The organism is Amycolatopsis cihanbeyliensis, assembly GCF_006715045.1.
Classification (GTDB): Bacteria; Actinomycetota; Actinomycetes; order Mycobacteriales; family Pseudonocardiaceae; genus Amycolatopsis; species Amycolatopsis cihanbeyliensis.
In genome coordinates this window covers 658,581-685,446 of sequence record NZ_VFML01000001.1, presented here as the reverse complement: position 1 = coordinate 685,446, position 26,866 = coordinate 658,581, and the positions used below count along the sequence as shown (strand labels likewise).

Here is a 26,866-nt window from a genome sequence, read left to right as displayed (position 1 = left end):
GAGGGAACCTCCTTACCTTGTTCAGGTCGTGACCCGGCCGGACCGGTTCGCGGCGGCCTGCGAGATGCGGTCGAGCATGACGCCGAGCAGCACGATCGCGACGCCCGCCGCGAGGCCCTTGCCGAACAGCTGGCCCTGGGAGAAGCCTGCGACCACGTCGAAGCCGAGGGCGCCCGCGCCGACCAGGCCGCCGACGACCACCATGGACAGCACGTAGATCAGGCCCTGGTTGGTGGCCAGGGTCACCGCCCCGCGCGCCATCGGCAACTGCACCTTGGTGATGGTCTGCCAGGTGCTCGCGCCGGTGGCCGTGGCGGCCTCGACGGTGGTCGCGGGCACGCCGCGTATCCCGTCCGCGATGATCTTGATGGTCACCGGGGCCGCGTACACCACGGCGGCCGCGATGGCGGTGAACCGGGAAGCGGCGAACAGCGCCAGGAACGGCACCAGGTAGACGAACGGTGGCATGGTCTGCCCGGCGTCCAGCAACGGCCGGATGATCCGATCGGCCCTGGTGCTGCGGCCCATCCAGACTCCGATCACCAGTCCGAGCAGGACCACGATCGTGGTGGCGACCAGGGTGGCCGCCAGGGTGATCATGCTGTTCTGCCACAGGCCGGAGCCGATCAGCAGCGCGATACAGACGATGGACACCAGCACCGCGCGCAGGTCGCCGAGCACCATCGCGATGGCCAGCAGCACGGCGGCGACCAGCCACCACGGGGACTGCACCAGCAGCGCCTGCAGCGGGTTGATCAGGGCCTCGGTCACCCCGTTCTTGATCCCGTTCGTGACGGTGACCAGGTTCTCCTTCACCCAGTCGGTGGCGTTCGCCACGGCCAGCGCGATGTCGTCGCCGATGCTCACCTCATCCGGGAACTCCGCGGCCCAGACATAGGTGCGGGAGAACCACACCGCGACCGCGGCGGCGATTCCGCCGCCGAGCAGAGCCGCGGGCCGCAGCCTGGCGGCAAGCCCGCGGGTGGCCAGCCGGGCCCGCTCGGCCCGCCCGCTGGCCGCGGTGGTGACCCGGTCCAGCACGATCGCGAGCACCACGATGGCCAGCCCGCCGTTGAACGCCTGGCCGACCTCGAGCGTGCCCAGTGCGCTCACCACGGTCTTGCCCAGCCCGGGTGCGTCGATCAGCGCGGCGACCGTGACCATCGCCAGCGCCGCCATGATCGTCTGGTTGATACCCAGCACGATGGTGCGTTTCGCGGCGGGCAACAGCACCTTGGTCAGGGTCTGCCGCCTGGTGGCGCCGAGCGACTCGCTGGCCTCGACCATCGGGCGTGGCACCGACCGCACGCCGTGCGCGGTGAGCCGGATCGTCGGGGGAGCGGCGTAGATCAGCGTGGCGATGGTCGCCGAAGCCGGGCCGATCAGGAAGAACAGGGTCAACGGCGCGAGGTAGACGAACGGCGGCATCGTCTGCATGAAGTCCAGCACCGGCGTGATGAGCCGGTGGAACCTGTCGGAGAGCCCGGCCGCGATGCCGATCGGGATCGCGAACAGCAGGGCGATCAGCACGGCGGCCGTGGTCAGCGCGAGCGTGTCCATGCTCTCCTGCCACAACCCCTGCAGGCCGAGAAAGGCGAGACCACCCACGGCCAGCAGGGCGATCCGCAGGTTGGCCACCGCATAGGAGACGTAGCCCGCCACGGCGACCACGCCGAGCCAGCCGAGCACCGGGATCGGCGAGCCGTAGGCGGGCCGGGCGAACAGCGACTGGACGAAGGTGACGAACTCGTCGATGACCAGCCGGATCTCGTTGAAGAAGTAGAGGAACAGCGGGTTGCTGTTGCGGTTGGCGCCGATCGAGTCGCGTACCTCGTTCAGCCACTCGTGCAGCCCGGTGAGCTGGGCCGGTCCGAGCGCCAGCGTGTGCATGCCGCGCGAGAACAGCCACAGCACCAGCCAGCACGCCAGGATCCCCAGCACGATCAGCCCGCGGCGCGGGTGCCTCGCGGCGGCGCCGACGGTGCTCCTCGCGGCGTCCAGTACCGCCATCACTCCTCGTCCCCCCGGCCGACGACCAGGGTCAGGATCTCCTCGTCGCTGACGATCCCGAGCAGCTCGCCGTCCCGCACCACTTTCACCGGCTTGCCGGCGGCGAGCACGCTGCGGGTCGCCTCCCTGGCGAGGGTGTCCGGCCCGAGCTCGGGGCCGTCCAGCTCGTCCCCCGGACGCGGGGCGCGCATGATCCATTTCAGGGTGAGCACGTCGGCGCGCGGCACGTCCCGGACGAAGTCACGGACATAGTCGTCCGCGGGTGCGCCGACCAGCTCGTCGCCGGTGCCGAGCTGGACCATCTGACCGTCCCGCATGATCAGGATCCGGTCGCCGAGCTTGAGCGCCTCGGAAAGGTCATGGGTGATGAACACCATGGTCTTGCCGACCGTGCGGTGCAGGTGGATGACCTCGTTCTGCATCTCACGCCGGATCAGCGGGTCCAGCGCGGAGAACGGCTCGTCGAAGAACAGCACGTCCGGCTCACCGGCCAGCGCCCTGGCCAGTCCGACGCGCTGCTGCATACCGCCGGAGAGCTGGTCGGGGTAGGAGTTGCGGTAGCTGTCCAGGCCGACCAGCTCGATGACCTCGTTCGCGCGCCGCAGCCGCTCCGCCTTGCCGACGCCGCGTACCTCCAGTCCAAAACCGACATTGTCGACGACGCTGCGATGCGGCAACAGTCCGAAGTGCTGGAACACCATGGAGAACTTGTTGCGCCGCAAGGTACGCAGCTGCTTGGCGTCCGCGGCCAGCAGATCCTCGCGCTCGAAGGAGAGCTCGCCCGCGGTGGGCTCGATCAGCCTGGTGAGGCAGCGAACGAGGGTCGATTTGCCCGAACCGGACAGTCCCATCACGACGAACACCTCGCCCGGCGAGACGTCGAAGTCGACCTCGCGCACGGCCGCGGTGCAGCCGGTCTGCTCCATCAGTTCGGACCTGCTCAGCGCCCGTAGCTCGGTGGAACGGGGCACCTCGGCTGCTCTGGGGCCGAACACCTTCCACAGGCCGCGTACCGAGATGACGGGTGCGCCTGCGTGGTCGTCGCCGGTGCTGGGTTGCTGGACGGGGGCGGCCAAGGTTCACCTTCTCCTGAACTGCCGGAAGAGTGCGTCCTCCGGATGTCTCGTTCTTGTCCGATCCGATAACGCCGAATCGGTCGGTAGCCAACGAGGAATCTTATGCGCGGAAGATCGACGCGCATCCACGGGGGGTTCCGGCGTAATTTTGCCCACTATTCCGGGGCGGGATGTGGGCGGAGGGTGGGCAGGCGGTAATGCTTTACCCTGGCAGCTCACCGTCCTGTCTCCGGACAGAAAAGTGGGGGCCACCATACTCGGTGGCCCCCACGGGGAATTTGCGCAAATCGGCTTATCAGCAGGCTCCGGCGTCTCGCCAGACCGCCCAGGACCCCGCGGCGCCCGGCTCGGCGCCGGTGGAGTACCAGGTGGACTCCCACTGACGCCCGTTGTGCGACACCATGTCGCCGGGCACGTAGCCGGTGCCGGCGTTCCACGCCGAGAGGTCGCCGCAGTCACCGGGTGGCGGCGGAGGCGGCGGGTCGCCACCGCCACCGTCGGTCACCAGGGTCAGCCCGTAGGCGCTCAGGATCTCGTTGACCGGCTGGAAGAAGGTCGTCCCGCCGGAGCTGCAGTTGCCGCTGCCGCCGGAGGTGACGCCCTGCGCCTGCTGGCCGGTGAGGTACGCGCCGCCGGAGTCGCCGGGCTCCGCGCACACGGTGGTCCGGGTCATGCCGGTGACCGTGCCCTGCGGGTAGCTGACGCTCTGGTTCTTGGCCTGCACCGTGCCGCAGTGCCAGCCGGTGGTGGACCCGGACCGGCAGATCGACGAGCCGACCGAGGACTCCTGGGAGCCCGCGACCGTGACGTTGCCGTTCGAGTAGCCGTTCACCACGTTGGTCGGGGTCCAGTTCGAGTTCGTCTCGACCCAGGCGTAGTCACCGCTGCCGGGGAACAGCGAGCCGCGGAAGGTGCCCTGCGCGGCCTGGTTGTGCCCGCTGGTGCTGGTGCCGACGCTCCCGCAGTGGCCCGCGGTGACGAAGCCGCCTTCCACCGAGAACCCGACCGAGCACCGGCCGCCGCTGCCCATGTAGTAGGCGTCGCCCCCGCGCACGTCGTACAGCGGGCGAGGAGCCTCGGGCGACTCGACCAGCCGGACCCAGCTCGGGTCCACCCCGGCCGTCTCGACGAACGAGTGCGCCGCGTCCGCCGTGGACGGGTGGAACAGCACGACGAGCTCGTTGCCCTTCGGGTCCACGTACCAGCCCGGCACCGAGCTCGGCGGTGCGGTCCGGTCCAGCTCGGCCTTGACCGCGTCCAGCTGGCCTTCGGTACGGGCCACCACGCGGGCCTCGGCGCCCGCGGACCGCACCCGGTCGACCTCGGCGGGGTCGGTGGTGGCGACCACGAGGTGGTCGGCGTTCTCGCTGAGCCAGGCCCCGGCGTAGCTGGCGCCGAGCCGCTGCTCGAGCACCGGCTCCAGCGCGTTGGCCCGGTTCTCCTTGACGATCCGGGTGCGTGCCTGTTCAGCGGTGAGACCGAGGTCGCGTTGCATCGCGGCGAGCATCTCCGGCGCGGCGGTGACCGCGTCGGCCTCGGTCCCGGCGGGTGCGGCCGGTTCGGCCGCCGCCTGTGTCATCGACATGGTGGTGACCACGAGCGCTGCCGCGAAGCACGCTCCGGTCACGCGATCGATCATTCTTCGGTGCATCAGTGATCTCTCTCCAAGTGTGCAGGGAACACCGGCGCGACAAGGTATAGACCAATTCCGGAGCAAGCGGCACCGCCAGTCAGTGGCATAAACCGCCCCCATCAACCCACCTGATACCGGCCGGCTGACGGCTGCGAGTGGCCCGTTCCCTGCGAACTCTGCAGGGAACGGGCCACTCGCAGCAGTTGTCAGCAGGGGCCGAGGTCGGTCCAAACGCCCCACTGGCCGGTGGTGCCCGGTTCCTCACCCTGGGTCCACCACTTCGCCCGCCAGCGGTGGCCGTCGTGCGACACGGTCTCGCCGCCGTTGTAGACCGTGGTCTCCGACCACGCCGGTTCCGTGCAGGCCGGCGGCTGGGTCGTCGAGGTCGGGGTACTCGATGTGCTGGTCGGTGGCGTGTCGCCACCGGATCCCCGCGGGTAGTCCGCGGTGATCGCGTAGGACTGCCCGCCGAAGGTGACGGTGAAGTTGCTCGGCGTCGCGATCGGCAGATAGTAGCGGACCTGCAGGGATAGCGTGCCGCCTGCCGGGACCGACTGCCAGCTCGGCACCGTCAGCGAGACGTGCTGGAAGTCGCCGTCCAGCCCGCCGACGTTCGGGCCGGAATGACCTCGCTCGGTGACCGAGAGTCCCATTCCGGACTGATCGATCATACTGCCGGGAGCGCTGGTGCCGTAGTCGAACTCGATCGTGGCACCACCTGGGATGGTCTGGTCGGAGTTGTTCGTGATCGTCATGGTCGGGTTGATCGGATAGTTGTTGTCACCGAGGGCGAAATCGGTGAACTCCACGTCAACGTCGAGCACCTCGCTCGGCATCGTCCCGTTGGCCTTGGTGTTGCCGTAGGGCGCGGCCCCGCTCAGCTCGGCGTTGATCGTGTCCAGCAGCGTGGTGCCCATGAAGTACTGGCCCTCGCCGCCATTGGCGTCCTGATCGAAGGCGTAGTCACCGGCCAGCTCCCAGATCATCACGCCACCGAGGCCCTCGTCCGCCACGTACCGCGCCTTGGTCGCCAGCGACTCCTCGTCCTCGGTGGACAGGAACACGCTCTTCTGCTCGTTCCACAGCCAGGGCGCGACCAGGGTGCTGTCGTAGTGCCGGGCGTAATCGCCGGTGATCTGGTTCTTCTCCTCGTTGGGGTCGAGCCCGTAGTCCTCGAGGTAGTCCGGCGTGATGCCCTCCTCCAGGTTCTTGGCGTGCCACATCGGGTTCACCCCGGAGGGAACCTCATCGCCCGCGGCCGTCTCGTCGTGCCACAGGTTGTCGATGCCGATCGCACCGTTCCCGCACGGCACCTCGGAGCCGACGTTGCCCCCGGTACCCGGCGGGCACTGGTCCTGGTCCGGCAACGGGGCCTCACCCCACAAACCGTTGGTGCCACCGGAGACGTCCTGCCAGCCGCGGGTGTAGAACGGCAGGCCGAGGTTGATCCGGCCGGCCTGCATGGCGCCGCGGAAGTAGTGGTAAGCCCAGTCTCCGTTGAGATGGCCGATGCCGTCGTACACCGGGGTGTCGTAGACGTCCCAGTACTCCAGCTCGTTGTCGTTGCCTGCGTCGTAGAGCGCGGCGTTCGGGCCGACGAACTGGTTCCACGAGCCGTGCAGGTCGTAGGTCATCATGTTGGCGAAGTCCAGGTACTGGGTGACCTGGTAGGTCTCCGCGCCACGCAGGATCCAGCCCGAGGCCGAGACCGCGGCGGTCAGCTCGTAGTACGTGCCGTCCTCGGCGCTGGCCGCGTCCAGCTTCTCCCGGAGCGTCCGCATCAGCGCGACGTAGCCCTCCATCAGCTCGCCCCTGCGCTCGTTGGAGATCCAGTAGTCCTCGGGATGCCCGGCGAACTGGGCGGAGGTGGCGTACTCGTAGTCGATGTCCACGCCGTCGAAGCCGTACTCGCGGATGAAGTCCACCGCCGAGTCGGCGAAGGTGTCGATCGAAGCCTGGCTCTCGGTCAGTTTGTAGAACCCGCCGGTCGGGTTCCGCGTGCCGTCCGGCTCCAGGATTCCGCCGGTCTCGGCCCAGCCGCCGACCGCGATCAGGGTCTTGACGTCCGGGTTCTGCTTCTTGTACTTGTTCAGCAGGTTAAAGTGCCCTTTGTACGGTAGGGAGGGGTCCATCTCGGCGCCGGGCACATCCGGCCATTCCATGTCGGTGGCAGGATTGCCGGGGTGATCCTCACCGGCGGAGAGCCGGTTCTGCTCGTCGATGTGCCCGAACGCGTAGTTGATGTGGGTGACCTTGTTCCAGGGAATGTCGCTGGCCAGGTAGGTGGGTGCGCCGTTCGCGCCGGTCCGCCAGCTGGTGAAGTACCCGATCACCCGCCGCGAGTGCGCGGAACCGAGCTTCTCCCTGCCGTCGGTGTCGTAGACGTCGCAGTACGGAACGTCCACTCCGGACCCGGAGTACAGGCCGTCCGGCCGGCATTCCTCGTGCTCCGCGGCGTGCGATCGGGGCGGGCTGCCCGCCAGGGTGAGCAGGGCAGCCACCACGACGGTGACCACGGCCAGCACCGCCGCGGTGAGCCCGGCCGACCGGTGCGTCAGCAGGCCTCTTCGGCGGTCGATCTGGTGCATCATGTATGACTCCTGATGTGCGACCGTCAATTTGCGTGGACTCTGCGCTCCAGAATGTTGCTAAATGGTCTGGACCACATGTCTCCTACACCATGGCGCGTCGCCCGGCCGTCTTCCCATAGCAAACAGTCATAGCGGTTCCTTATGTGATAACGGCTCTCGGGTACGACAGTGCGGGCGGTGCCGGCACCCCACACGTGCCGGCACCGCCCGCATCAGGGACGGTGGCAGCGCTCAGCTAGCTGCCGAGGCCGTCCCTCATCGCGGCGGACAGGGTGCCGTCGTCCTCGGCGAGGTTCCACGCGAACGCGCCGCCGAGTCCTTCGGCCGTGATGTATCCGGTCTTGGCCCGCACCATCGCAGGGTCGTCGAAGGACCAGAACTCGTTGCCGTCATAGGCCCAGCTGGCCAGGGCCTCCTCATCCCGGAAGATCTGGTCTGCGGTGAACTGGTCCTTCAGGTTGCGGTAGCCGCGAACGCCGGGTTCCTCAGGGAAGTCGCCCTCGGCAGGCCCGCTCGCCTGCTGGTAGACCCCGTGCGCTCCACCGTCCTGGACGCCGGTCCAGCCGCGGCCGTAGAACGGGATGCCGACCAGCAGCTGGCTGGGGTCGACCCCGGCATCGGTGTAGATCTGGATCGCCTGCTGCACGCTGAACCGGCTCTCCGGGGGGTTCGGGTCGGCGGGGTCGTCATGGATGTTGGCCTGGTGGCCGGTCCGTTCCGGCTCCCAGGACGAGCCGTGGAAGTCGTAACCCTGCACGTTCGCGAAGTCCAGGTAGTTGAAGATCTTGTCCAGCTCGAGGCCATTTTCAATCTTGACAGGGTCGGCCGCGGTGAACGCGGTCAGCAGTAGCCCGGACCGCACGGCGTCCAACTGCTCGCGGAACTCCCGCAGCAGCAGCGTGAAGTTCTGCTTGTCCTCCGGGTACACGTGGTTGCCCTCGAGCCCGCCGCCACCGGGGTACTCCCAGTCCAGGTCGAACCCGTCGAAGATGCCTGCCGCGACTCCCGGGCCGCCCGCCGGTTTACCGGTGCCCCAGTCGTCCCGTTCCGGGAGGTTGCCCTTGATGAACATGTCGATGCAGGACGAGACGAACTTCTCCCTGGATGCTTCGGTCCTTGCCGCGTCGGCGAAGTACTTCGAGTAGGACCAGCCGCCGAGGGAGATCAGCACCTTCAGGTCGGGGTGCCTGGCCTTCAGCTTTTTGAGCTGGTTGAAGTTGCCGCGCAGCTTGGCGGCCGGATCATCGGCCACCCCATCGACCGACTGCCCGGCGGTGATCACCCGCTGGTAGTCGGCATGCGCGTCGCCGGCGTTGTCCCTTGGGTAGTCGGGGTCACCGGGGTTGCCGACCGACTGGGTGTCCATGAAACAGGTGTGTTCGGTGGCGTGGATATTGGCGAAGGCGTAGTTGAGCACGTCCAAGCCGTCGGCTGAGCCGTTGCGCTCGATGTCGCCGATGTAAGTGTTTCGACCGTAGACCGCCCACTGTGGATAGTAGTTGACCGTCAGGTCGCTTGCCTGGGCCCTCTCGTGCGTCCCGAGGCTCGCCGTAGCGGCCTGCGGGGCAGGCGCGGCGAGGCCGGCGATGGCGATACCGGACGCCACCGTGACGATCGCGAGACGGAGGCGGGTGGGTGCACCCGGCTTCCGGCGGCGGAGTGCGAACCTCATGCGGTTCTCCTTGGTCAGGGGCGGCGGACGGGCAGGGGTGTTTTCGGCATCCGCAGTGGTCTGAACCATGCGGTACCGTCAACGATGTACCCTGCGACGGTCGCATTCCTATGCCAAAATGTGAGAGAACCTGGTTATACCCCGGCGTGCGCCGAGGTGCCGCTCGGCCGTGCCCGCTGGAAGTCCGTAGTGGACAGTTCTGGTGTTCAGGGCACTCCAGTGGAGGTGAGGCGGTGGAGGGTGCGGCCGGCGAGGATGACCACGGTGGGGCGGGTGGTACCCGGGGCGGCGGCCGCGCGCCAGCCGGAGGCGGGCCCTGGCACGTCCGGCCGCGGTAGCCCGGTGACGCCGCCACCGACCACGGTGCCGATGCCGTCCGCCACCAGCACGCAGTCCGGTTGCCGCCCGTCCAGCGTGACCCAGCCGGATAGCAGTACGCCCCCGGCGGCCGGGGCGGTGTCGACCACGCCCCGGCTCGGGGAGGGTGACTCGGGCCCTGGCAGCGGTACGGCTGCTGGCAGGTCGAGCCGGTCGTCCAGTTCATGGCCGCCGCACCCAAGCGAGAAGTCCCCTGTGAACGGGTACGCGCCCAGGGCCTGGGCCGCGGGCCGGACCCCGGGCTCGATCCGCAACTCGCGCAGCGCGTCCTCGGCACCCACGCGCAGGGCCACCGCGGTCACTCCGAGTGGTGCGTAGCCGCTGTCGACCCCGGACGCCTTGGTGCCCCCGATGGCGTAGGTGACGAAGGAGATCGTCAGCACCAGCGCGATGACCCGGCGCCGGGGCAGCCGGGGACGGTGCAGCACGAGTAGTGTGAGGGCCGCGCAGGTGGCCAGCGCGGACACCAGCACGTACCGGCTGATCAGCCCGACGTTCCCGCCGGGAACGGGCGCGTCGGTGGTGCGGCCGAGCGCCAGCATCCCGGCCAGCATCAGGGCGTAGGCGCCGAGCCCGACCCAGGCCGCGCCGGCCGGTCCCGCGGGGTCGGACAGCCGGGCACGTACCGCGGACCACCCGGTCAGCAGCAGCACCGCCGCGGTCGCCCCGCCGGCGAGCACCGCGACGACCGCGAGTTCGGCCGACCAGAGGCAGCCCAGGGCCGCGCCCAGCACGGACAACCTGCCGCTCGGGTCGAGCGCGGAGGTGGCCAGCGACTGTGGCCCGGAAGGTTTGGTGGCGAACCAGAACGCCAGCACGCCGATCCCGGCGGCGGCGGGAACCAGCACCGCGGCCCGGCCCCGGCGCGCGAGCCAGCCGGTGAGTGCGAGCGCGAACCACACCGGGAAGGCCGCGCCGAAACACAGGCAGCCCACCGCGGCGGAGGCGTACGCCGCGCACGACCGTCCGCGATGCGCCTGCCGCAGCGCCAGCACCGAACACAGCACGGCCGGTACCCAGCTGATCCCGTTGGTGGCTTGAACCCACAGTTCGGCCGCATGCGAGGACAGCACGAGGAACGCGAATCCGGATGTCAGCGCCCATTTCTTACCGGAATCGAGCGTGCTGGGCAGCATCGTCCCCAGCAGCAGGACAATCGCAACCGCGAACGCCACCGTGAGCACGCTGAACACACGATTGTCTCCGCCGAGGATCGCGGCATCGAGCCAGAAAAGTAACGATGGCAGCACGAATGGCTGGTCGAGGTGGTAGCTGGCGATCTTTCCGGCGACGAGGGAGCCGTCGTCGCCGGTGATCTTGGCCAGTACGTGCCAGTAGTCGAGCAGCAGGTGCATACGCGGGGCACGGGCCGCCTGCACCACAGCGAGGAGCAGCGGGACCAGCGTGAGCAGGCCCAGGGCGATCGCCGCCGGTCGACGTCCGGTCCCGGCGCCCGGGCTGGCCCTCGGCCATGCGGGCTCGGCAGGGATGTCGGTAAAGGTCATCGGGGAACCTCGTGGACTCGGATACCGGTGGGGGATCGGCAGGTTATCGGCACGCGATTTGTTTCATCGTGCGGGACCGGGTTTCGGTCGGCGTTACGTGACCTTTGGCACAGTGGCAAAGTCTCGTTTCCCGGCCGTAGTGATTCCTTGCTTGATCCTCCGAATGTGGTGTGCTAAGCCCGGGATTCAGGCCGGCCGGTGACAGTCGGCGACTGCTCCGTTCGGCGGTGTCTGCCCTCTGTGGTGTCCATTTAGGTTTCCGGTGTTTTGCTTTTCGGAGTGGTAGCCGGCTTGCTGATTCCGGTTCGGCCACGGAGGGGGTCGTGTGCACATGAGAGGGTCTCGTCACGCCTGCTCGGCGTTCTTCCAGGCGGTCATCGCGGTAGTCGTGTTCGCACTGGGTCTCTCGCTGGTGGTGGGGGTCGCCGCGCCGGAGGGCGCGCGGGCCGAGCCCGGTGGTGGCCGGGTGGAGCCGCTGCCGAGCGAACCGGGATCCTCGGTGCGGCCGGAGATGCCGGCGGGCGACCACGCGCGGGAGCAACCGTCCGCGGAACCGGAGAAGATTGCCGACCCGGACGCGACGGCCCGCCGGCAGGAGCGCGGCACGGGCTTCGTCGAGGGGGAGTCCCGCGTGATGGAACGGCATCCCAGCGCGACCATCTTCGCCAACCCGGACGGGACGAAAACCGCCAAGCTCTACCAGGAGGTCGTGAACGTACCCGGCGAGGACGGCCGGTCCATGGTGCCCGCGGACGCCTCGCTGGAGCGGGAGCACGGCGGGATCAGGCCGAAGGCCGCCGCGGTACCGATGGAGCTGCCCGCCCGAACCGCGCGCAGCCCGGAGATCCAGGTGCGGTCCGGCGACGGTTCCGGCTCGGCCCGGCTCGAGTTCGAGGGGCTCGCCGACCGGGCCCCGAAGCTGAACGGCGAGGTCGCGCTGTATCCGGATGTCCAGCCAGGGGTGGACCTGGAACTGCGCACCTCGGCCACCGGTGTGAAGCACACCTTCGTGCTGCACCGGGCGATCGACGCTCCGGAGTGGACCTTCCGGCTGCATCTGGACCAGGGGATGCGGCCCGAACAGCAGGAAGACGGCCGGATCCTGGTGTACGGCGACGAGGGGCGGGTGGAGTTCACCGTGCCCGCCCCGGTCATGTGGGACTCGGCGCAGGACGACCGGTCCGGTGAGTGGCGCAACGGGCCGGTGTCCCAGCGACTGGAGTCCGACGAGCGCGGGTGGCGGGTGGTGCTGTCCGCCGACCAGGACTGGGTCAACGCGCCGGAGCGCCAGTTCCCGGTCAAGGTGGACCCCGGCCTGCACACGCATACCCTGTACGCCGCCTACGACGCCTTCGTCTCCAGCGCGTTCCCCACCACGAACTACGACGTGTACTGGGAGGACGGTCGCGGCTACCTGAACAAGATCGGTTACTGGCCGGGTGCGGGCCGGAACCAGACCTTCGCGTACTACGACCTCTCGCACGTGCGCAACAAGCAGATCATCAACGCCGAATGGCACGGGTTCTGGGTGCACTCCAACCTCACCACGCCCACCCGGTTCCGGCTACACGACGTGCCCTGCGCCTGGAACAAGTCGACCATCACCTGGAACAACCGGCCCTGCGTCGGTGGCGCCTGGCGGGACAGCACCGGGGTGCGGGAGAAATGGTCGCATGTGGACATCACCGACTGGGTGCGCAACTTCTCCTCCGGCGCATGGGCCTATCACGGGCTGATGATCGACACCGCCGGGGACGGGCAGGGTTCGTGGAAAAAGATGGCGGCGGCCGAGGCCGGTCCGGACGGCGGCGCCTCGGTGGTCACCGTCGACTTCAACGACTGGCCGAGCCAGCCGGCCAACCGGGGCTGCTCGGGCGAGGACTGCCGGTGGCACACGAGGGACTTCCACCTCGGTGTCGACGTCACCGACCCGAACTCGGACCGGATGACGGTGCAGTTCTTCCTGTCCGAGGACCCGGACGTGATGAACCGGCATTTCGCCTCGCACCAGTCCGAGGTCGCGGAGGGCGGCACGGTCGCCGACTGGCATACCCCGACCCTGCGGTGGAACAAGCGATATTACTGGCAGGCGAGAGTCCGGGACCCGTACATGCCGGACAACAAGTGGAGCTACTCACCGGTCTACAACTTCGCGAGCTACAACGAGACGCCTGGGGTACCCGCACTGCAGGCACCCCAGGACCGGGCGGTGGTGGCGGGCAAGCGCCCGACGTTGAGCGCCGGGACGGTGGATGACGCCGAGAACGACACGGTGCAGTACGAGTTCTCCATCGGTACCGGCGCCGACGGCCGCTCCGGTCTCGTCGCCCAGTCCGGCTGGCTGGACGCGCCCTCCTGGCAGGTACCGGCGGGCGTGCTGGAGGACGGGGTGAACTACACCTGGACCGTGCGGTCCAGGGACAAGGGCCCGGACACCCGGAGCCTGTATGCCCCGGCACGCAAGCTGAAGGTGGACCTGCGGCTCGGCCTGCAGGACGCGGTGCCGGGGGACGAGACCGGTCCGGTGAACGTCAACCTTTCCACCGGTAACCTGATCACCACGAACGGTACGCCGCCGATGCACACCGTCGGCGGTGACGTCTCGGTGGACCTGACCTACAATTCGCAGGCCGTTGACGAGACCGGGCTGGTCGGGGAGTACTTTACCGGGGACTCGACCGAGGGCATCGAGGACGACGAGGAGCCGGTGCTGGTGCGCACCGACTCCCAGGTGTCCTTCGACTGGCAGCGGACCTCGCCCTACGACCCGGTGATCGCCAAGGACGGCTTCCGGGTGCGTTGGCAGGGCTACCTGCGGGTGCCGGAGTCCGGCAGCTACCGGTTCGGTGGGGTGCACGACGACGGGTTGCGCATCTGGATCGGGGACGAGAGCGCCTACGACCAGTGGAACACCTGGGTCCCGCTGGACGATCCGCCGAAGTTCGACGGCGCCACCGCCAAGGATCTGGAGGCGAACCGCTCGTACCCGATCCGGATCGAGTACCGCGAGGGTGCCGTCTTCGCGCACATGAAGCTCTGGGCGGAGAAGGACGGCGCCGCCCCGGTTCCGGTGCCCGCCTCCTGGCTCTCGCCGAACGCGCCCTCGCTGCCGCCGGGCTGGTCCATGTCGGTGGGCTCCGACGCGGCGGGCGCCAGCTACACCAAGGCGACGTTCACCGAGAACTCCGTGGTGCTCACCGATGCCTCCGGCGCCGCGCATTCCTACACGAAGCGTTCCGACGGCGGGTACGAGCCGCCGCCGGGGGAGTACGGTACCCTGTCCCGGGACGAGGACGGCAGGCTGACGCTCATCGACTCGGACGGCACCACCTTCGTGTTCAACTCCTCCGGAGGACTCGAGTCGATCACGGCGCCGTCCGACGCCCGCAAGCCGGCGGCCGCGCGAATGGAATGGTCCACTCTGGACACCTCAGCGGTGGTTCCGCGCCTGACCAGGGTGATCGACCCGGCGTCCGGCAGGGCGATCACCCTGCACTACTCGTCGGGTGACCTGGACACGCTGGACCCGGCTTGCGAGCGAGACCCGTGGAGCGCGTACGACTGGCCCGCGCCCGCCGGGTACCTCTGTGCCGTGCGGCTGCCGGACGGTGCCACCTCCTCGCTGTACTACCTGAACGGCAGGCTCGGCGCGTTCCGCAACCCGGGTGACGAGTGGACCCAGTACGGCTTCAGCGGTGCGCACCTGCTGGACCAGATGCGCACCTCGCTGTCGATGGACTGGATCATGGCCGACTCGGCCAACCGCAACAGCACCGCGCCCAACCACCAGTTCGGCTACGACGGCAACCGGCGGGCGATCTGGGCGAAAACACCCGAACCGAGCGGGTTCGCCCAGACACCTTCGCAGCGGCAGCGCAAGGACTACACCTACGGTCCGGATTGGACGGAGGTCGATGTCGCCGGGATGGATCCGGATACCGGATTCGTCCGCCGGATCACCAAGGACCTCTCCGGCCGGATGCTGACCGACACCGACGCCACCGGAGCGACAACGCACTACACCTGGTGGCACGACGACCAGATGGTCATCAAGAAGGACCCGGCCGACCGGGTGACGCATATCGTGCACGACGCACAGGGCAACCCGATGCACGAGTCCGGTCCCGCGCCCGAACACTGCTTCGGGGAGAACCGGATCCCGCTGGACCCCGCGCCCGAGGGCTGCGCGGACGTCCCGTACAAGACCACCCGGTACGACGAGGGCTACACCGGACTGTCTGGCACCTGGTGGACGAACTCGCATATGTCCGGGGCGGCCGAGACCTACTCCACCTCGGCGCCGAACACCGACTGGGGAAGCACGCCACCGGCTCCGGGCATCGACCCGGGCGAGTTCTCCGGCCGGATGACCGGTCTGCTGCAGGTGGACGAGGAAGGTGAGTACGTCTTCGGCACCGCCGAGGACGACGTCACCGACGGCATGCGGGTCTACGTGGACGACAACCTGATCGCCAACCGGACCTACGCGCCGAGCGTGGCCGATTCGGACCCGCTGGCCCACTGGCGGCTCGCGGACACCGACGGCACCCTGCGGGACCACTCCGGCAACGGGCGGAACGGTGCCTACTCCGGGGCGTACACCCAGGAGCGCGGCGGTGCCATGCCGGACGACAACAACCGGGCGGTGGACTTCACCGGCGGCAAGGCTGAGATCCCGGACTCCGACGCGCTGGACCTGACCGGTCCGCTGACGATCGAGCTCTGGGTCAAACCCCGGCACAACCTCGACGGTAACGGCTGGCACGACCTGATCTCGAAGTACGGCGGGTCGAACAGCGCGGCGATGCCGTTCGAGCTGTCCCTGACCCCGGACCTGAACATGGAGCTCCGGCAGGTCAGCGGCTCGTCGGGCTGGCAGACGCTCGAATCCGACAAGTCGGTGGTCGCCGACGAATGGAGCCACGTCGCGGTCACCAGGGACGCCGACAACCACGTGACCTTCTACCTCAACGGGGAGAAGGTCGGCGACGGTACCTTCGCCGAACCCGGTGCGGCCAACAGTTCGCCGCTGGCGATCGGCCGTCGCCCGGAGGGCGGTACGGCACAGGCGGAGCTGGACGAGGTCGCGCTCTACGACCGGAAGCTGCCGGAGAAGGAGATCGCCGGGCACGTGGCGGGTGCGGGCACCGTGAACGACGGGCGGAAGCCGATCCAGCTCTCGGCGGGCAAGCACCGGCTGAGGGTGGAGTACCAGCGTTACCCGCTGACCGGTGACCAGGCTCGGGCCAGCGACAACCTGAACTTCACCTGGAAGCAGCTCGGCGGGTTCGACTGGACGGTCGTGCCGCGGGACAAGCTCACCCCGGACTACGGCCTGGTCACCTCGACCACCGAACGGGAGTCCGAAGGCGTACCCGACAAGCGGATGGTGACCACCTACGGGGAGAACCTGGACCCGGCCTTCGGTATCGCCGAGCGGGCGACGGTGAACCCGGACGGGCTGGCGATGTCCGGCACCGCCACGTACGAGGCGCCCGGCGATGGCTTCCTGCGCCGCACCACGCGCACCATGCCCAGCGGGGCGCAGACCAGCTATGTGTACTACGGCGACACCGAAACCAGGGACGATCCGTGCACCGCGGAGTCCGATCCCGTCCTCCAGTCCGGCCTGGTGAAGAAGTCCACCGCGCCGAGCGCGGCCGATGGCACCAACCGGGTGGAGGAGCAGGTGTACGACCTGCTCGGCAGGGCGGTCGCCGATCACCTGGCCGGCGCGGGCTGGGCGTGCACCACCTACGACGCGCGCGGCAGGATCGCCACCACGACCTACCCGGCGAACTCGGCCGATGGTGAGCGGGTGGTGCGCTACGACTACGCGGTGGACGGTGACCCGCTGACCACCTCGGTCTCCGATCACCACGGCACCGTCACCACGAGGACCAACCTGCTCGGCCAGACCGTCAGCTACACCGACGTGCACGGGGTACGGACGGAGAAGGAGTACGACCCGATGGGGCGGGTGGCCACCGAGACGGTCGTGCTGCCGGACGCCGCCGACGCGCAGCAGGTCAGCACGTTCGCCTACGACGACGCGGGCAGGCTGCTGTCCACCACCCTGAACGACACCACCCTGGCCACGGCGAGTTACGACCAGGCCGGCGAGCTGGCCTCGGTCGCCTACGCCAACGGCTCCGCGCTGTCCGCGGTCGGAAGGGATGTCGCGGGTCGCGAGACCAGCCGGACCTGGCGCCTCGCCGACGGGACCGAGGTCACCTCGGAGGTGTCCCGTACCCGCGCGGGGACCGTCGTGGACGAGAGCCTGGCCGGGGTGGATGCCCGCCCGGAAGGGCCGAACTATGCCTACGACAGCGTCGGTCGGATGACCGAGGCGTACGTCAGCGGGCACCACTATCGCTACGACTTCACCTCGGACGCGGCCGCGAGCTGCCCGGAGGGCACCAGGGCGAACGCGGGCCGCAACACCAACCGGGTCAAACTGGTGGACACCACGGCGTCCGGTACGGCCGAGACCGGCTACTGCTACGACGCGGCGGACCGGTTGCTGGCCACGCATGGCGCGCTGGCGGCCGAGTTCGGTTACCACGCGGCAGGCAACACCGTGGAGATCACGGAGGGCGGGCACAGCACGTACCTCGGCTGGGACACCGCGGGCCGGAACCTGACCGCCCGCACCACCGGGCCGGAGGCCGCCTCGGTGAGCTACCAGCGGGACGCGATCGACCGGATCACGTCCCGCGGGGTGAGCGAGGGCGACAGCACCGCCATGGTGCTGCAGTGCTACCTCGGCGACAACGACAACGCGGCCGTGACGCTGACCGCCGACAAGCGCCTGCTGAGCAGGACGGTGTCCTTGCCGGGCGGCGTGCTGTACACCCTGCGGACCGAGGCCGGGGAGACCACGACCACCTGGGATCATCCCAGCGTTCGTGGTGACCTGGTGCTGACCAGCGACGGTGAGGGCGTCCAGGATGGGCCGTTGCGGCACTACGGTCCCTACGGCCAGCCGATCGGTGCCGACGGCGCGGTGGATCCGGACGCGGTGCCGGACAACCAGCCGGGCGAGATGGACTACGGCTGGCTCGGCGAGCACCAGCGTCCCTACGAGCACGCGGGATCGCTCTCCCTGGTGCAGATGGGCGCGCGGCCGTACAGTCCGCTGCTCGGCAGGTTCCTTTCCGTGGACCCCCAGCCGGAGGGCTCGGCCAACGCCTACGAGTACGCCGGGGCGAATCCGGTCAACACCACGGACCTGAGCGGCAAGTGCTGGTTGGTGTGCGATATCGCCGAGGGCATCGGTAACGCCGTCGACGAGGCTGCGGGCTGGGTGGCCGACAAGGCCAACGAGTACGGCGACTACATCACCGCCGGGCTGGCCGTCGGGTGCATTGTGGTCTCCGCCGGAGTCTGCGCCGTGGCGGGTGCGGCGGTAGCGGTGACGACCGTCGTCGCGGAAGGGATATCGACCAGGCACAATATCGACTGGGGAAAGGCGGCGGCGAACCTGGCTTCGATCGGCGGGGGTGCCGCGGCCGCCCGGTATGTCGGGGGCAAGGGTGCGTTGAGCCTGCGCAACCGCAAGTCACCGTTCGTCCGTAAGACGCATACCACGAGATACACGAAGGTGCAGTCGACTCGAATAAACTGGGTGGCCACCAGGGTGAACCTGCTGGTCAACCAGTTTCTCTCCGGCCTGTTCGGCTGGGTCGGCTACGCGTTCACCTGTGCGTTCAAAGGATCGAGGTATTGCTGAGCACCGCATCGTGGGGAACCAGGAAGGCGACGGTTCGTCGCTGGTTCGAGTTCGGCTTCGCGCTCGTCTGCACGATCTTGATCGGCGTCCTGGTTTTCGGCGGGGCGATCAACGGCCCGCACGCCAAGCTTCCGTTCGGCGAGTACCTCGCGGTGCTGCTGATCGGCTCGGCCGGGCTGTGGTTCATCGGCGCCGTCCTGACCTCGAAGACGGTGCTGTTCGAACGCGGCCTGCTGGTCCAGAACTGGTTCAACCGGTACTGGATACCGTGGCCCGAGGTGACGGCCGTCGAGGTCGATCCCGCGGTGGCGCTGGTGCTGCGAGACGGTTCCGAGATCGGTGTGGGGGTGGGCGGCAGCTCACTGTGGAACGCGCTCTGGGGAAACCGGTACCAGCGCGGCCTGCGGGAACGGATCGAACAGGTGCGGACCGTGGCGCCGCCGGACTCCTCGGCGGGGGTTGCCCATGCCCGGCGCCTCGGGGTCGTGCGGTTTCTCGGCTGGGCCGGGCTGTTCTTCGGCGTCGCGCTGGCCTTCGGGCACCTGTTCTGAGTGGACGGCCGTTACTGGCTCGGGCGGATGAGTTGGGGTCGGCGGGCGAGCCAGGTGGGTGGGACGCGGACGTTGTCGCCGAGGCGGAGGACGTCGGCAGGGGCGTTCAGTGCGTCCGGTGGGGGTAGCAGGAGCAGGGTGCGGATGGCGTGGGTGGGTGGTCCGGCGTAGACCCAGGCCACCGCTTCAGGGGTGAACGGATGCCATCGGGGGTCGCGGTGGGCGCGGTAGGTGACGGCGCGGTCGGGGCCGTGCAGGACGACCACATCGGCGTGGGCGGGCCACCATAGGACGAAGGCGATGCCCAGCGGGTCGGCCGCGTCGCCGAAGGCCCATTTCTCCCAGCGGCGGTGCGCGAGCTCGTCCAGCAGGGCGTCCATGCTGATGGCGGCAAGGCGCCGCTGGTCACCGCTCAGCGCGTGGGCGGGGTCAGCGGTGGCGTCGAACCATTCCACGGTCGGTCACCACCCGGCCGGTGCGTTCGGCTTCGACGCGTCGCTGGATGGCGGCCACGGTCCAGCGGGGGTGTCTACGCGCCGCCGGGCGCTGCGGCCACACCAGGTGCAGCGCGCCGCAGGTCGCGATCACGATCAGGCACAACCCGACGACCATCCCGATGCTGGACATCCGTCTCCACCTCTCCCCGGGCGTTTGCCGTGCGGCGCTTTCTCGTCCCGCACGTGTCGATCACAGCGCACGTTACTGGCGCACAGTGCGCGGCGCGATTACCGGATCGTGTAGTTATGTGTGCGGCGCACGAGCGCTACGGTGTTCGCATGCCATCGGAGCGCACTCGCCGCAAGGCCAAGCTGGGTCGGTACATGGAAGCGCTACGGGAGCGGGTCGAACCGCGCCTGATCCCCGAACGCGTCGCGGAGCTGCTGGAGACCTCGCGAACGACGGTCAGCAGGTTGGAGAGCGGGAACCAGCGGGTCAACCTGCACCTGCTGCATGCCCTGCTCGGGCTGTACGGCGCCACGGAGGAGGAGCGAGCGGAGGCGGTCAGCCTGTGGCGGGCCGCGCGGCAGGACACCACGGTGGTGGAGTACCAGGCCGACCTGCATGCCAAGTACGTCGCGTTCCGCCGCGACGAGCGGGACGCGGTGGCGGAGTACGACCTCGAGCTGAGCACCGTGCCCGGCCAGTTGCAGACCACCGCCTATGCCGCGGCCATCGCGGCGGCCGCGCACCGGTTCAACGTGCGACGCGGCCCGGACTGGGAGGAGCGCGCCACCGCCGAGCGACTGGACCGGCAGCGGCTGCTGGAAGGCCCCAGCCCGCTGCGCCTGCATGTCCTGCTGGGCGAGGGCGTGATCGGCACCGTGGTGGGCGGCCCGGCGGTGATGGCCGAGCAACTACGGCACCTGCTGGAGATGGGCGAGCGGGACAACATCACCATCCAGATCGTCCCGTTCACGGCCGGGGCGGTCGGCACCATGTCCGGCCCGGCCATCGTGCTCGAGTTCGACGACCCCGAGGACCCGTACTCGGTCTACCTCGAATCCGCCGCCGGTGGCGACTTGGTGGACAATGACCAGGATGTCGCCGCCTTCCTCGGCGCGTTCGAGGACACGGTGGCGGTGGCGTTACCGGCCGCGGAGTCCGCGGCCCGGATACAGGCCGCACTGGACGAGCTGACGAGGGACGATGGACACGCACGAGAGGTGGCGCACGAGTAGCCGCAGTGGCAACGCGAACGCCTGCGTCGAGCTGGCGGTCGGCGCCACGCGGACCAGGATCCGCGACACCAAGAACCGGGACGGCGGGACGTTGACCCTGACCGCCCGCACCTACCGGGCCTTCCTCACCGCGGTGAAGGACGGCGGGACGGCGGGCTGAGCTCCCGGCGCACCGATCGAGGCGGGGGACCCTGGAGCGATCCGGGGTCCCCCGCCTTCGTGCGCGGCAAACTCGCCTACGGGAACAGCAAACTCGATTACCGGAACGGCCAACTCGCGTGCATGGATGGCCAACACGCGGACGTGGGCGGCAAACACGATCGGTCCGGCGTGTTGGCCGCCCACGTAACCGTGTTTGCCCGCTACGCGCACGCGTTGGCCGTTCCCGCGCGGGCGCGGGTCAGCGGCGGCCGACGTGCCTCGCGGCTGCGCCGCCGGCGATGATCACGACCAGCACGGCGAGGCTCCAGCGGCGCTTGCGCTCCGTGGCGTCGGTGCGCTGCTCGGCCGCCTGCTGCGCGCGCGGCGGTAGCCGGTCGGGCGTGGGCTCGCTCGCGGGGGTGCGCACCGGTGGTTGCGGGGCGGCCCGGCGTACCGGCGGCGGGGTGGTCGGGGGTGGGACCACCGGTTGCGGAACGACCGGGGTCGTGGTGCTCGGTGTGGGTGGCACGGGTGTGGGTGGCGCGGGCACCGGTGGCGCCGGCGGTGGGGAAGAGGTCGGCGGTGGCGTCGGTGGCGGGGGCGGCGGCGCGGCCAGGCAGCCGGTGGCGTCGGAGCTGACCACCGGCGGCCCGGAGGCCAGTTCGGTCGCCGCCGAACCGTCCCGCGGCACCCGGTACAGCCTGCTGCGGTGCCCGGCCGTGTCGGCGGTGACGTACAGCGCGCCGTCCGGCCCCAGGGTGGCCGCCCCGTAGGCGCTCGCCCGTGGCAGGGACGGACCGGGCAGCCGCCGGACCGCGCCGCTGCGCGGGTCGATGCGCGCCACGGCAGCCCGGCCCTTCGGCCGGGTCGACACCCCGTACAGGGCACCGTCGGCCGGGTCCATGTCGAAGTCGTGCACGGCGGCGGCGACCGAGTCCGGGCGCAGCTCCGTGCCGCGCAGGACGTGCAGGAACGTCGGGCTGCTCGGGTCGATGTCCACCACCCTCAGGCTGCTGCCCCACTTGACGAACCAGCGGGTGCCGGAGATCGCGCCGGCGGTAGCCTGCCGGATCGAGACCCACGGCGGCCTGCGCCCGGAATGCCGCAGTGGTCCGTGATCCCGCACCGTGCCCGCCGTGTCGAAGCTCAGCACCCGCCCGTACCCGTGCCACGAGCCGGGCCGGGACCCGCGATGCTCACCCGTCGCGATCCCGTAACCACGGTCCTGCGCGTGCGAGTATCCGACGGCGTTCACCTCGTACCCGAGCCGCCGGATCCGGGTCGCGGTGCCCGCGGGCAGCTCCACCCGGCTCAACGTGGACGGACCGCGCACCGCATCGGCATGCACTCGCAGGATCGAGCAGCCGGGAGCGGCGCGGGCCGGAATCCCCGGTGGCCCGAGCAACAGCACCAGCATGACGCTGGCCAGCAGCGCCGGACCGCGGTGCGGATCGCGGAGCCGGGCAGACGTCATGGCGCCTGGCGCAACCGTTCGAGGGCGGACTCGAAGGCCTCGGGCTCCACCCTGGCCGCTCCGCCGAACGGGTTCTGCAACTGGTGGATGGCGAACAGCAGCAGCGCGATCGTTCCCGCGAGTGTGGACACGATCACCACGTGGGTCATCATCTTGGTACCGCCGAACAGGTTGGGCAGCAGGGTGGCGATCACCCCGCCGAGTACCAGCGCGAACCACACCACCGTGCCGACATCACCGTGTACCAGCCTGGTGATCCGTTCCTCCCGTGCCTGGTACGTGGCGAGGACCTGGCGCACCGCCTCGGTCTTCTGGGTGGCGTAGTACTCGTCGTCGGTCTGGATCGGAGCCTTGTTGATCGTCCGGTGCAGCTGTTGCAGCTGGGTCCATCCCGGGCCGGTGACCTCGTCCCCTGCCCGTATCTGCGGCCATTCCCGCTGGATCACCGTTTCCAGGTAGGACGCGCTGATCGCCCGGACCTGTTCGCTCGCCGAGGAGGGCAGCGAGTCGGCGGCCCATACCGCCGCGATCACGCTGTCCGCCTCGTGCCGCAGCCCGTCCCGCGCGGCGTGTACCGCGTCGAAAAGGGAGATCAGTACGAAGGCGACCAGCACCGCGTGCAGACCGCTGATGATGGTGAACACCTGCCCCGCGGCGTCGTTGTTGTCCAGCCTGCCCTCGTCGTGGCCGAACCTGCGCACCAGGTACGCGGTCCCGCCGCCGACCACCGCGGCACCCAGCATCCACAACAGTCCGCTGAGGTAGATATTCATCCCGTTCCTTCCCGTGCCCCCGGGGAGGGAGAAGAACCCCGAGAAACCCCAGAGCGTGGCGTAGCCGATTCCGCACCACCGCTCGCCACTCGATGTGGTGACGAAGTTAGTGACGGCTCGGCGCCATGGGCAAGTCCGCCGAGAATAATTCATCCGACAGATGAATACGGCGAGGAGAACCTCGCCGAAAGGAGCAGTGAAAATGGCGAACGCAGCGCCGGACGACGAGTCCTCCGGCGCGCCTTTCACGCGGTTGCCGGGCCGTTGGGCCAACCGTGGCGGCCGGCTCGTGACCGGGTGTACGCACCGTCCCTTCCGGAGGTACTGTGCCGACAATGCCCGATACGTCCGGTGCGGAAGTGCTGGTATCAGAGGGTGTTCGGTGATCTTCACTCCCTCGTGTCCACGCTGCGACTGCCGGTGCAAGCGGTCGGGTGCCCGGTGACCGCGGCCCGGTCGGACCGCCGCCGATACGGCAGGCGATGCCAGGAGGACGCGCGCGACGGTCCGGCAGTTTTACCCGCATGTCCCGGCATTCGGGTGAGAAGTCGCCGCTACCCGATCGTGTGTTTGTGCGTCGATTCCCGCTTGCTATGTTGAGTTAGCGGTCCCACCTGAACCCTCGGGGGAAAATTGGGCCGACGATCCGAATGTATTGTCGTTCTTGATCAATCAGAAAAACTGATCTTCTTCTCCGCTCGCATTACTAGGATTGGTGGTGTACGTAGTGACCGTCACTGAGCCGGTGGAGTCCAGCGTTGGGGACGAGCGGCCACAGAGCCTCGGCACGGCGGCCGCGCGCAAGCTGGCGACGACGACCAAGTCGGTGCCGCAGATGCAGGGCATCTCCTCGCGGTGGCTGCTGCGGATGTTGCCCTGGGTCGAGACGAAGGGTGGCACGTACCGGGTGAACCGCAGGCTCACCTACACCGTTGGCGACGGGCGCGTGACGTTCTCCGCCACGGGCTCCGCGGTGCGGGTGATCCCCCAGGAACTGCGCGAGCTGCCGTTGCTGCGCGGGTTCGACGACGAGGAGGTGCTGAGCGCGCTGGCCGACCGGTTCGAGCAGCGCGAGTACGAACCGGGCGACGTGCTGGTGGAGTTCGGGCACCTTTCCGATCAGGCCCTCCTCATCGCGCACGGGAAGCTGAGCAGGTTCGGCCCCGGCGAGTACGGCGACGAGACCGCGCTGGATGTGCTGGCCGACGGCGACCACTTCGGCGACGAGACGCTGCTCGACCCGCAGAGCATCTGGGACTTCACGGTCAAGGCGACCACCGCGTGCACCGTGCTGGTGCTGCCGCAGCGGGCCTTCGACGACCTGCTCGACCAGTCCGACCAACTTCGCGACCATGTGGAGCGGTACCGGGCGAGCCTCGTCTCGGCGCGCAACGACTACGGCGAGGCCGCGGTCGAGGTGGCGTCCGGCCACACCGGGGAGCCGGACCTTCCCGGCACCTTCGTGGACTACGAGTCGGCGCCGCGGGAGTACGAGCTCAGCGTCGCGCAGACGGTGTTGCGGGTGCACAGCCGGATCGCCGACCTCTACAACCAGCCGATGAACCAGACCGAGCAGCAGTTGCGGTTGACCATCGAGGCGCTCCGCGAGCGGCAGGAGCACGAGATGATCAACAGCCGGGAGTTCGGGCTGCTGCACAACGCCGACCTCAAGCAGCGTATCCACACGCGGTCCGGTCCGCCCACCCCGGACGATCTGGATGAACTGCTGGCGACGGTGTGGAAGGAGCCGAGCTTCTTCCTCGCCCACCCGCGTGCCATCGCGGCCTTCGGCCGGGAGTGCAACCGCAACGGGCTCTACCCGCAGAGTGTGGACATCGGTGGGCACATGGTGCCGGCGTGGCGCGGGGTGCCGATGTTCCCGTGCAACAAGATCCCGGTCACCGAGACTCGCACCAGCTCGATCCTGCTGATGCGCGCCGGTGAGGAGCAGCAGGGTGTCGTCGGGCTGCACCAGACCGGGCTGCCGGACGAGTACCAGCCGGGCCTGTCCGTCCGGTTCATGGGTATCGACGAGAAGGCGATCATCTCCTACCTGGTCAGCGCGTACTACTCGGCGGCCGTGCTGGTCCCGGACGCACTCGGCATTCTCGAGCGCGTCGAGATCGGGCGCGCGGACTGAGCGATATCCACCTACGGCGTCAGGCGTAGCCGGCACGAGCCGGCGCGCTTGGCGCTTTCCACAGGCGACCGTACAGATTGGTGGGCTTCATCGTGACTGCGACAACGGAAACGGCCGAGCCGGACGCGGGTGCGGAGGGCAGGCCGCCGCACAGCCTCGGCACGGCGGCCGCGCGGCAACTGGCCACGACGACCAAGTCGGTGCCGCAGATGCAGGGCATCTCGCCGCGGTGGCTGCTGCGGAAGCTGCCCTGGGTGGAGACGAAGGGTGGTACGTACCGGGTGAACCGCAGGCTCACCTACACCCTCGGCGACGGCAGGGTCACCTTCGTGAACACCGGCTCCGCGGTGCGGGTGATCCCGCAGGAGTTGCGGGAACTCGCGCCGCTGCGCGGGTTCGACGACGAGGACGTACTGGACGCGCTGGCCGACCGGTTCGAGCAGGAGCAGTTCCAGCCGGGCGAGGTGATCGCCGAGTTCGGGCACCGCGCGGACCGGGTGTACCTGATCGCGCACGGCAAGGCGAACCGGCTGGGCGCGGGCGAGTACGGCGACCGCACGGTGCTCGGCACCATGGCCGATGGCGAGCACTTCGGCTCCACAATGCTGCTCGAATCCGGCAACCTGTGGGACTTCACGGTGCAGGCGGTGACCCCGTGCACCGTGCTCGCGCTGCCCCGGCAGCGGTTCGAGGACCTGCTCGGCCGGTCCGACCGGCTGCGTGCGCATCTGGATCGGGTCCGCGCGCATCGGCCCGAGCCGCGGAACAAGCTCGGCGAGGCCGATATCGAGCTGGCTTCGGGGCATGCGGGGGAGCCCAGCCTGCCGGCGACCTTTGTGGACTACGAGGCGGCGCCCCGCGAGTACGAGCTGAGCCTGGCGCAGACCGTGCTGCGGATCCATACTCGCGTCGCCGATCTGTACAACAACCCGATGGACCAGACCGAGCAGCAGCTACGGCTGACCATCCAGGCCCTGCGTGAGCGGCAGGAGCACGAGTTGGTCAACAACCGGGAGTTCGGGTTGCTGCACAACGCCGACCTCAGGCAGCGCGTCCAGACCCGCACCGGGCCGCCCACCCCGGACGACCTGGACGAGCTGCTCAGCAGGCGGCGCAGGTCGGAGTTCTTCTTCGCGCACCCGCGCGCCATCGCCGCCTTCGGCAGGGAGTGCACGCGCCGGGGCGTCTACCCGGAGGCACTCGACGTCGGCGACCGTACGGCGATGTCCTGGCGCGGGGTGCCGCTGTTGCCCTGCGACAAGATCCCGATCTCCGACACCGGGACCAGCTCGATCATGGTCATGCGCACCGGTGAGGAGCACGAGGGGGTCATCGGGCTGCACGAGACCGGTCTGCCGGACGAGTACGAGCCCGGGCTGTCCGTCCGGTTCCGTGGTGTGGACGCCAAGGCCATCCTGTCCTATCTGGTCAGCGCGTACTACTCGGCGGCCGTGCTCGTTCCGGATGCGCTCGGCGTACTCGAGCATGTCGAGATCGGCAGGGAAGGTTGA

At 69.2% G+C, this 26,866-nt stretch carries 16 protein-coding genes; 6 read left to right on the top strand and 10 right to left on the bottom strand.

Annotated elements, in window-relative coordinates; genetic code table 11:
• Positions 1-21: 21 nt before the first annotated feature.
• The 6 genes from FB471_RS02765 to FB471_RS02740 all read right to left on the bottom strand — a co-directional run bounded on the left by FB471_RS02765 (position 22) and on the right by FB471_RS02740 (position 10,865).
• Entirely contained in the window at positions 22-2,010 is a 1,989-nt protein-coding gene (locus tag FB471_RS02765) for an ABC transporter permease subunit (protein ID WP_141995784.1), read from the bottom strand.
• Positions 2,010-3,086 carry a quaternary amine ABC transporter ATP-binding protein gene (locus tag FB471_RS02760; protein WP_141995783.1) on the bottom strand — a complete coding sequence of 359 codons (1,077 nt, stop codon included), beginning with the start codon at positions 3,084-3,086 and terminating at the stop codon, positions 2,010-2,012. Before FB471_RS02760 ends, FB471_RS02765 begins: the two co-directional genes overlap by 1 nt.
• Before the next feature lie 295 nt (positions 3,087-3,381).
• Positions 3,382-4,713, bottom strand: a complete 1,332-nt coding sequence (locus FB471_RS02755) for an alpha-lytic protease prodomain-containing protein (RefSeq protein ID WP_246076214.1) — start codon at positions 4,711-4,713, stop codon at positions 3,382-3,384.
• Positions 4,714-4,925: 212 nt separating this feature from the next.
• Positions 4,926-7,307 (bottom strand): chitinase C-terminal domain-containing protein, encoded by a 2,382-nt coding sequence (locus FB471_RS02750; RefSeq protein WP_142001514.1) that lies wholly within the window; start codon positions 7,305-7,307, stop codon positions 4,926-4,928.
• 238 nt (positions 7,308-7,545) lie between these two features.
• Complete coding sequence (locus FB471_RS02745; RefSeq protein WP_170220680.1) at positions 7,546-8,982, bottom strand: glycoside hydrolase family 18 protein; 1,437 nt, start codon at positions 8,980-8,982, stop codon at positions 7,546-7,548.
• 206 nt (positions 8,983-9,188) lie between these two features.
• Complete coding sequence (locus FB471_RS02740; protein WP_246076213.1) at positions 9,189-10,865, bottom strand: DUF2079 domain-containing protein; 1,677 nt, start codon at positions 10,863-10,865, stop codon at positions 9,189-9,191.
• Between the two features lie 331 nt (positions 10,866-11,196).
• On the opposite strand from FB471_RS02740, the gene FB471_RS34810 reads away from it, so the two are divergent.
• Together FB471_RS34810 and FB471_RS02730 are read left to right on the top strand one after the other, a co-directional pair.
• Positions 11,197-18,597 (top strand): PA14 domain-containing protein, encoded by a 7,401-nt coding sequence (locus FB471_RS34810; RefSeq protein WP_141995780.1) that lies wholly within the window; start codon positions 11,197-11,199, stop codon positions 18,595-18,597.
• Positions 18,591-19,148, top strand: a complete 558-nt coding sequence (locus FB471_RS02730) for a hypothetical protein (RefSeq protein ID WP_141995779.1) — start codon at positions 18,591-18,593, stop codon at positions 19,146-19,148. The genes FB471_RS34810 and FB471_RS02730 overlap by 7 nt, the downstream gene beginning before the upstream one ends.
• A gap of 11 nt (positions 19,149-19,159) precedes the next feature.
• Here FB471_RS02730 and FB471_RS02725 read toward each other — a convergent pair whose 3' ends face one another.
• Both FB471_RS02725 and FB471_RS02720 read right to left on the bottom strand, forming a co-directional pair.
• Positions 19,160-19,603: a hypothetical protein gene (locus FB471_RS02725; protein ID WP_141995778.1), complete on the bottom strand. Its 444-nt coding sequence runs from the start codon at positions 19,601-19,603 to the stop codon at positions 19,160-19,162.
• On the bottom strand, positions 19,578-19,775 hold the full coding sequence (locus FB471_RS02720) for a hypothetical protein (RefSeq protein WP_141995777.1): 198 nt from the start codon (positions 19,773-19,775) through the stop codon (positions 19,578-19,580). The genes FB471_RS02725 and FB471_RS02720 overlap by 26 nt, the downstream gene beginning before the upstream one ends.
• A 149-nt stretch (positions 19,776-19,924) precedes the next feature.
• Here FB471_RS02720 and FB471_RS02715 point away from each other — a divergent pair, with 149 nt between their 5' ends.
• Positions 19,925-20,827: a helix-turn-helix domain-containing protein gene (locus FB471_RS02715; RefSeq protein ID WP_170220679.1), complete on the top strand. Its 903-nt coding sequence runs from the start codon at positions 19,925-19,927 to the stop codon at positions 20,825-20,827.
• The gene (locus tag FB471_RS02710) at positions 20,796-20,987 is read left to right on the top strand and encodes a DUF397 domain-containing protein (RefSeq protein WP_141995775.1); all 192 of its coding nucleotides are present in this window, start codon (positions 20,796-20,798) and stop codon (positions 20,985-20,987) included. The genes FB471_RS02715 and FB471_RS02710 overlap by 32 nt, the downstream gene beginning before the upstream one ends.
• 240 nt (positions 20,988-21,227) lie before the next feature.
• Here FB471_RS02710 and FB471_RS33940 read toward each other — a convergent pair whose 3' ends face one another.
• Both FB471_RS33940 and FB471_RS02700 read right to left on the bottom strand, forming a co-directional pair.
• Positions 21,228-22,442, bottom strand: a complete 1,215-nt coding sequence (locus tag FB471_RS33940) for a DUF6923 family protein (RefSeq protein WP_170220678.1) — start codon at positions 22,440-22,442, stop codon at positions 21,228-21,230.
• The gene (locus FB471_RS02700; RefSeq protein ID WP_141995774.1) at positions 22,439-23,215 is read right to left on the bottom strand and encodes a bestrophin-like domain; all 777 of its coding nucleotides are present in this window, start codon (positions 23,213-23,215) and stop codon (positions 22,439-22,441) included. The genes FB471_RS33940 and FB471_RS02700 overlap by 4 nt, the downstream gene beginning before the upstream one ends.
• Positions 23,216-23,942: 727 nt before the next feature.
• Between FB471_RS02700 and FB471_RS02695 the strand changes: the two genes are divergently transcribed.
• Positions 23,943-25,355, top strand: coding sequence for a family 2B encapsulin nanocompartment shell protein (locus FB471_RS02695; protein ID WP_141995773.1), 1,413 nt, complete (start codon positions 23,943-23,945; stop codon positions 25,353-25,355).
• Between the two features lie 92 nt (positions 25,356-25,447).
• Positions 25,448-26,866 (top strand): family 2B encapsulin nanocompartment shell protein, encoded by a 1,419-nt coding sequence (locus FB471_RS02690; RefSeq protein WP_246076212.1) that lies wholly within the window; start codon positions 25,448-25,450, stop codon positions 26,864-26,866.

Bases quoted from the DNA above. Each gene is read 5' to 3' on its own strand.
- FB471_RS33940 (WP_170220678.1), bottom strand. From the start codon at position 22,442: ATGACGTCTGCCCGGCTCCGCGATCCGCACCGCGGTCCGGCGCTGCTG.
- FB471_RS02710 (WP_141995775.1), top strand. From the start codon at position 20,796: ATGGACACGCACGAGAGGTGGCGCACGAGTAGCCGCAGTGGCAACGCG.
- FB471_RS02715 (WP_170220679.1), top strand. From the start codon at position 19,925: ATGCCATCGGAGCGCACTCGCCGCAAGGCCAAGCTGGGTCGGTACATG.
- FB471_RS02765 (WP_141995784.1), bottom strand. From the start codon at position 2,010: ATGGCGGTACTGGACGCCGCGAGGAGCACCGTCGGCGCCGCCGCGAGG.
- FB471_RS02750 (WP_142001514.1), bottom strand. From the start codon at position 7,307: ATGCACCAGATCGACCGCCGAAGAGGCCTGCTGACGCACCGGTCGGCC.
- FB471_RS02745 (WP_170220680.1), bottom strand. From the start codon at position 8,982: ATGAGGTTCGCACTCCGCCGCCGGAAGCCGGGTGCACCCACCCGCCTC.
- FB471_RS02740 (WP_246076213.1), bottom strand. From the start codon at position 10,865: ATGACCTTTACCGACATCCCTGCCGAGCCCGCATGGCCGAGGGCCAGC.
- FB471_RS02700 (WP_141995774.1), bottom strand. From the start codon at position 23,215: ATGAATATCTACCTCAGCGGACTGTTGTGGATGCTGGGTGCCGCGGTG.
- FB471_RS34810 (WP_141995780.1), top strand. From the start codon at position 11,197: ATGAGAGGGTCTCGTCACGCCTGCTCGGCGTTCTTCCAGGCGGTCATC.
- FB471_RS02720 (WP_141995777.1), bottom strand. From the start codon at position 19,775: ATGTCCAGCATCGGGATGGTCGTCGGGTTGTGCCTGATCGTGATCGCG.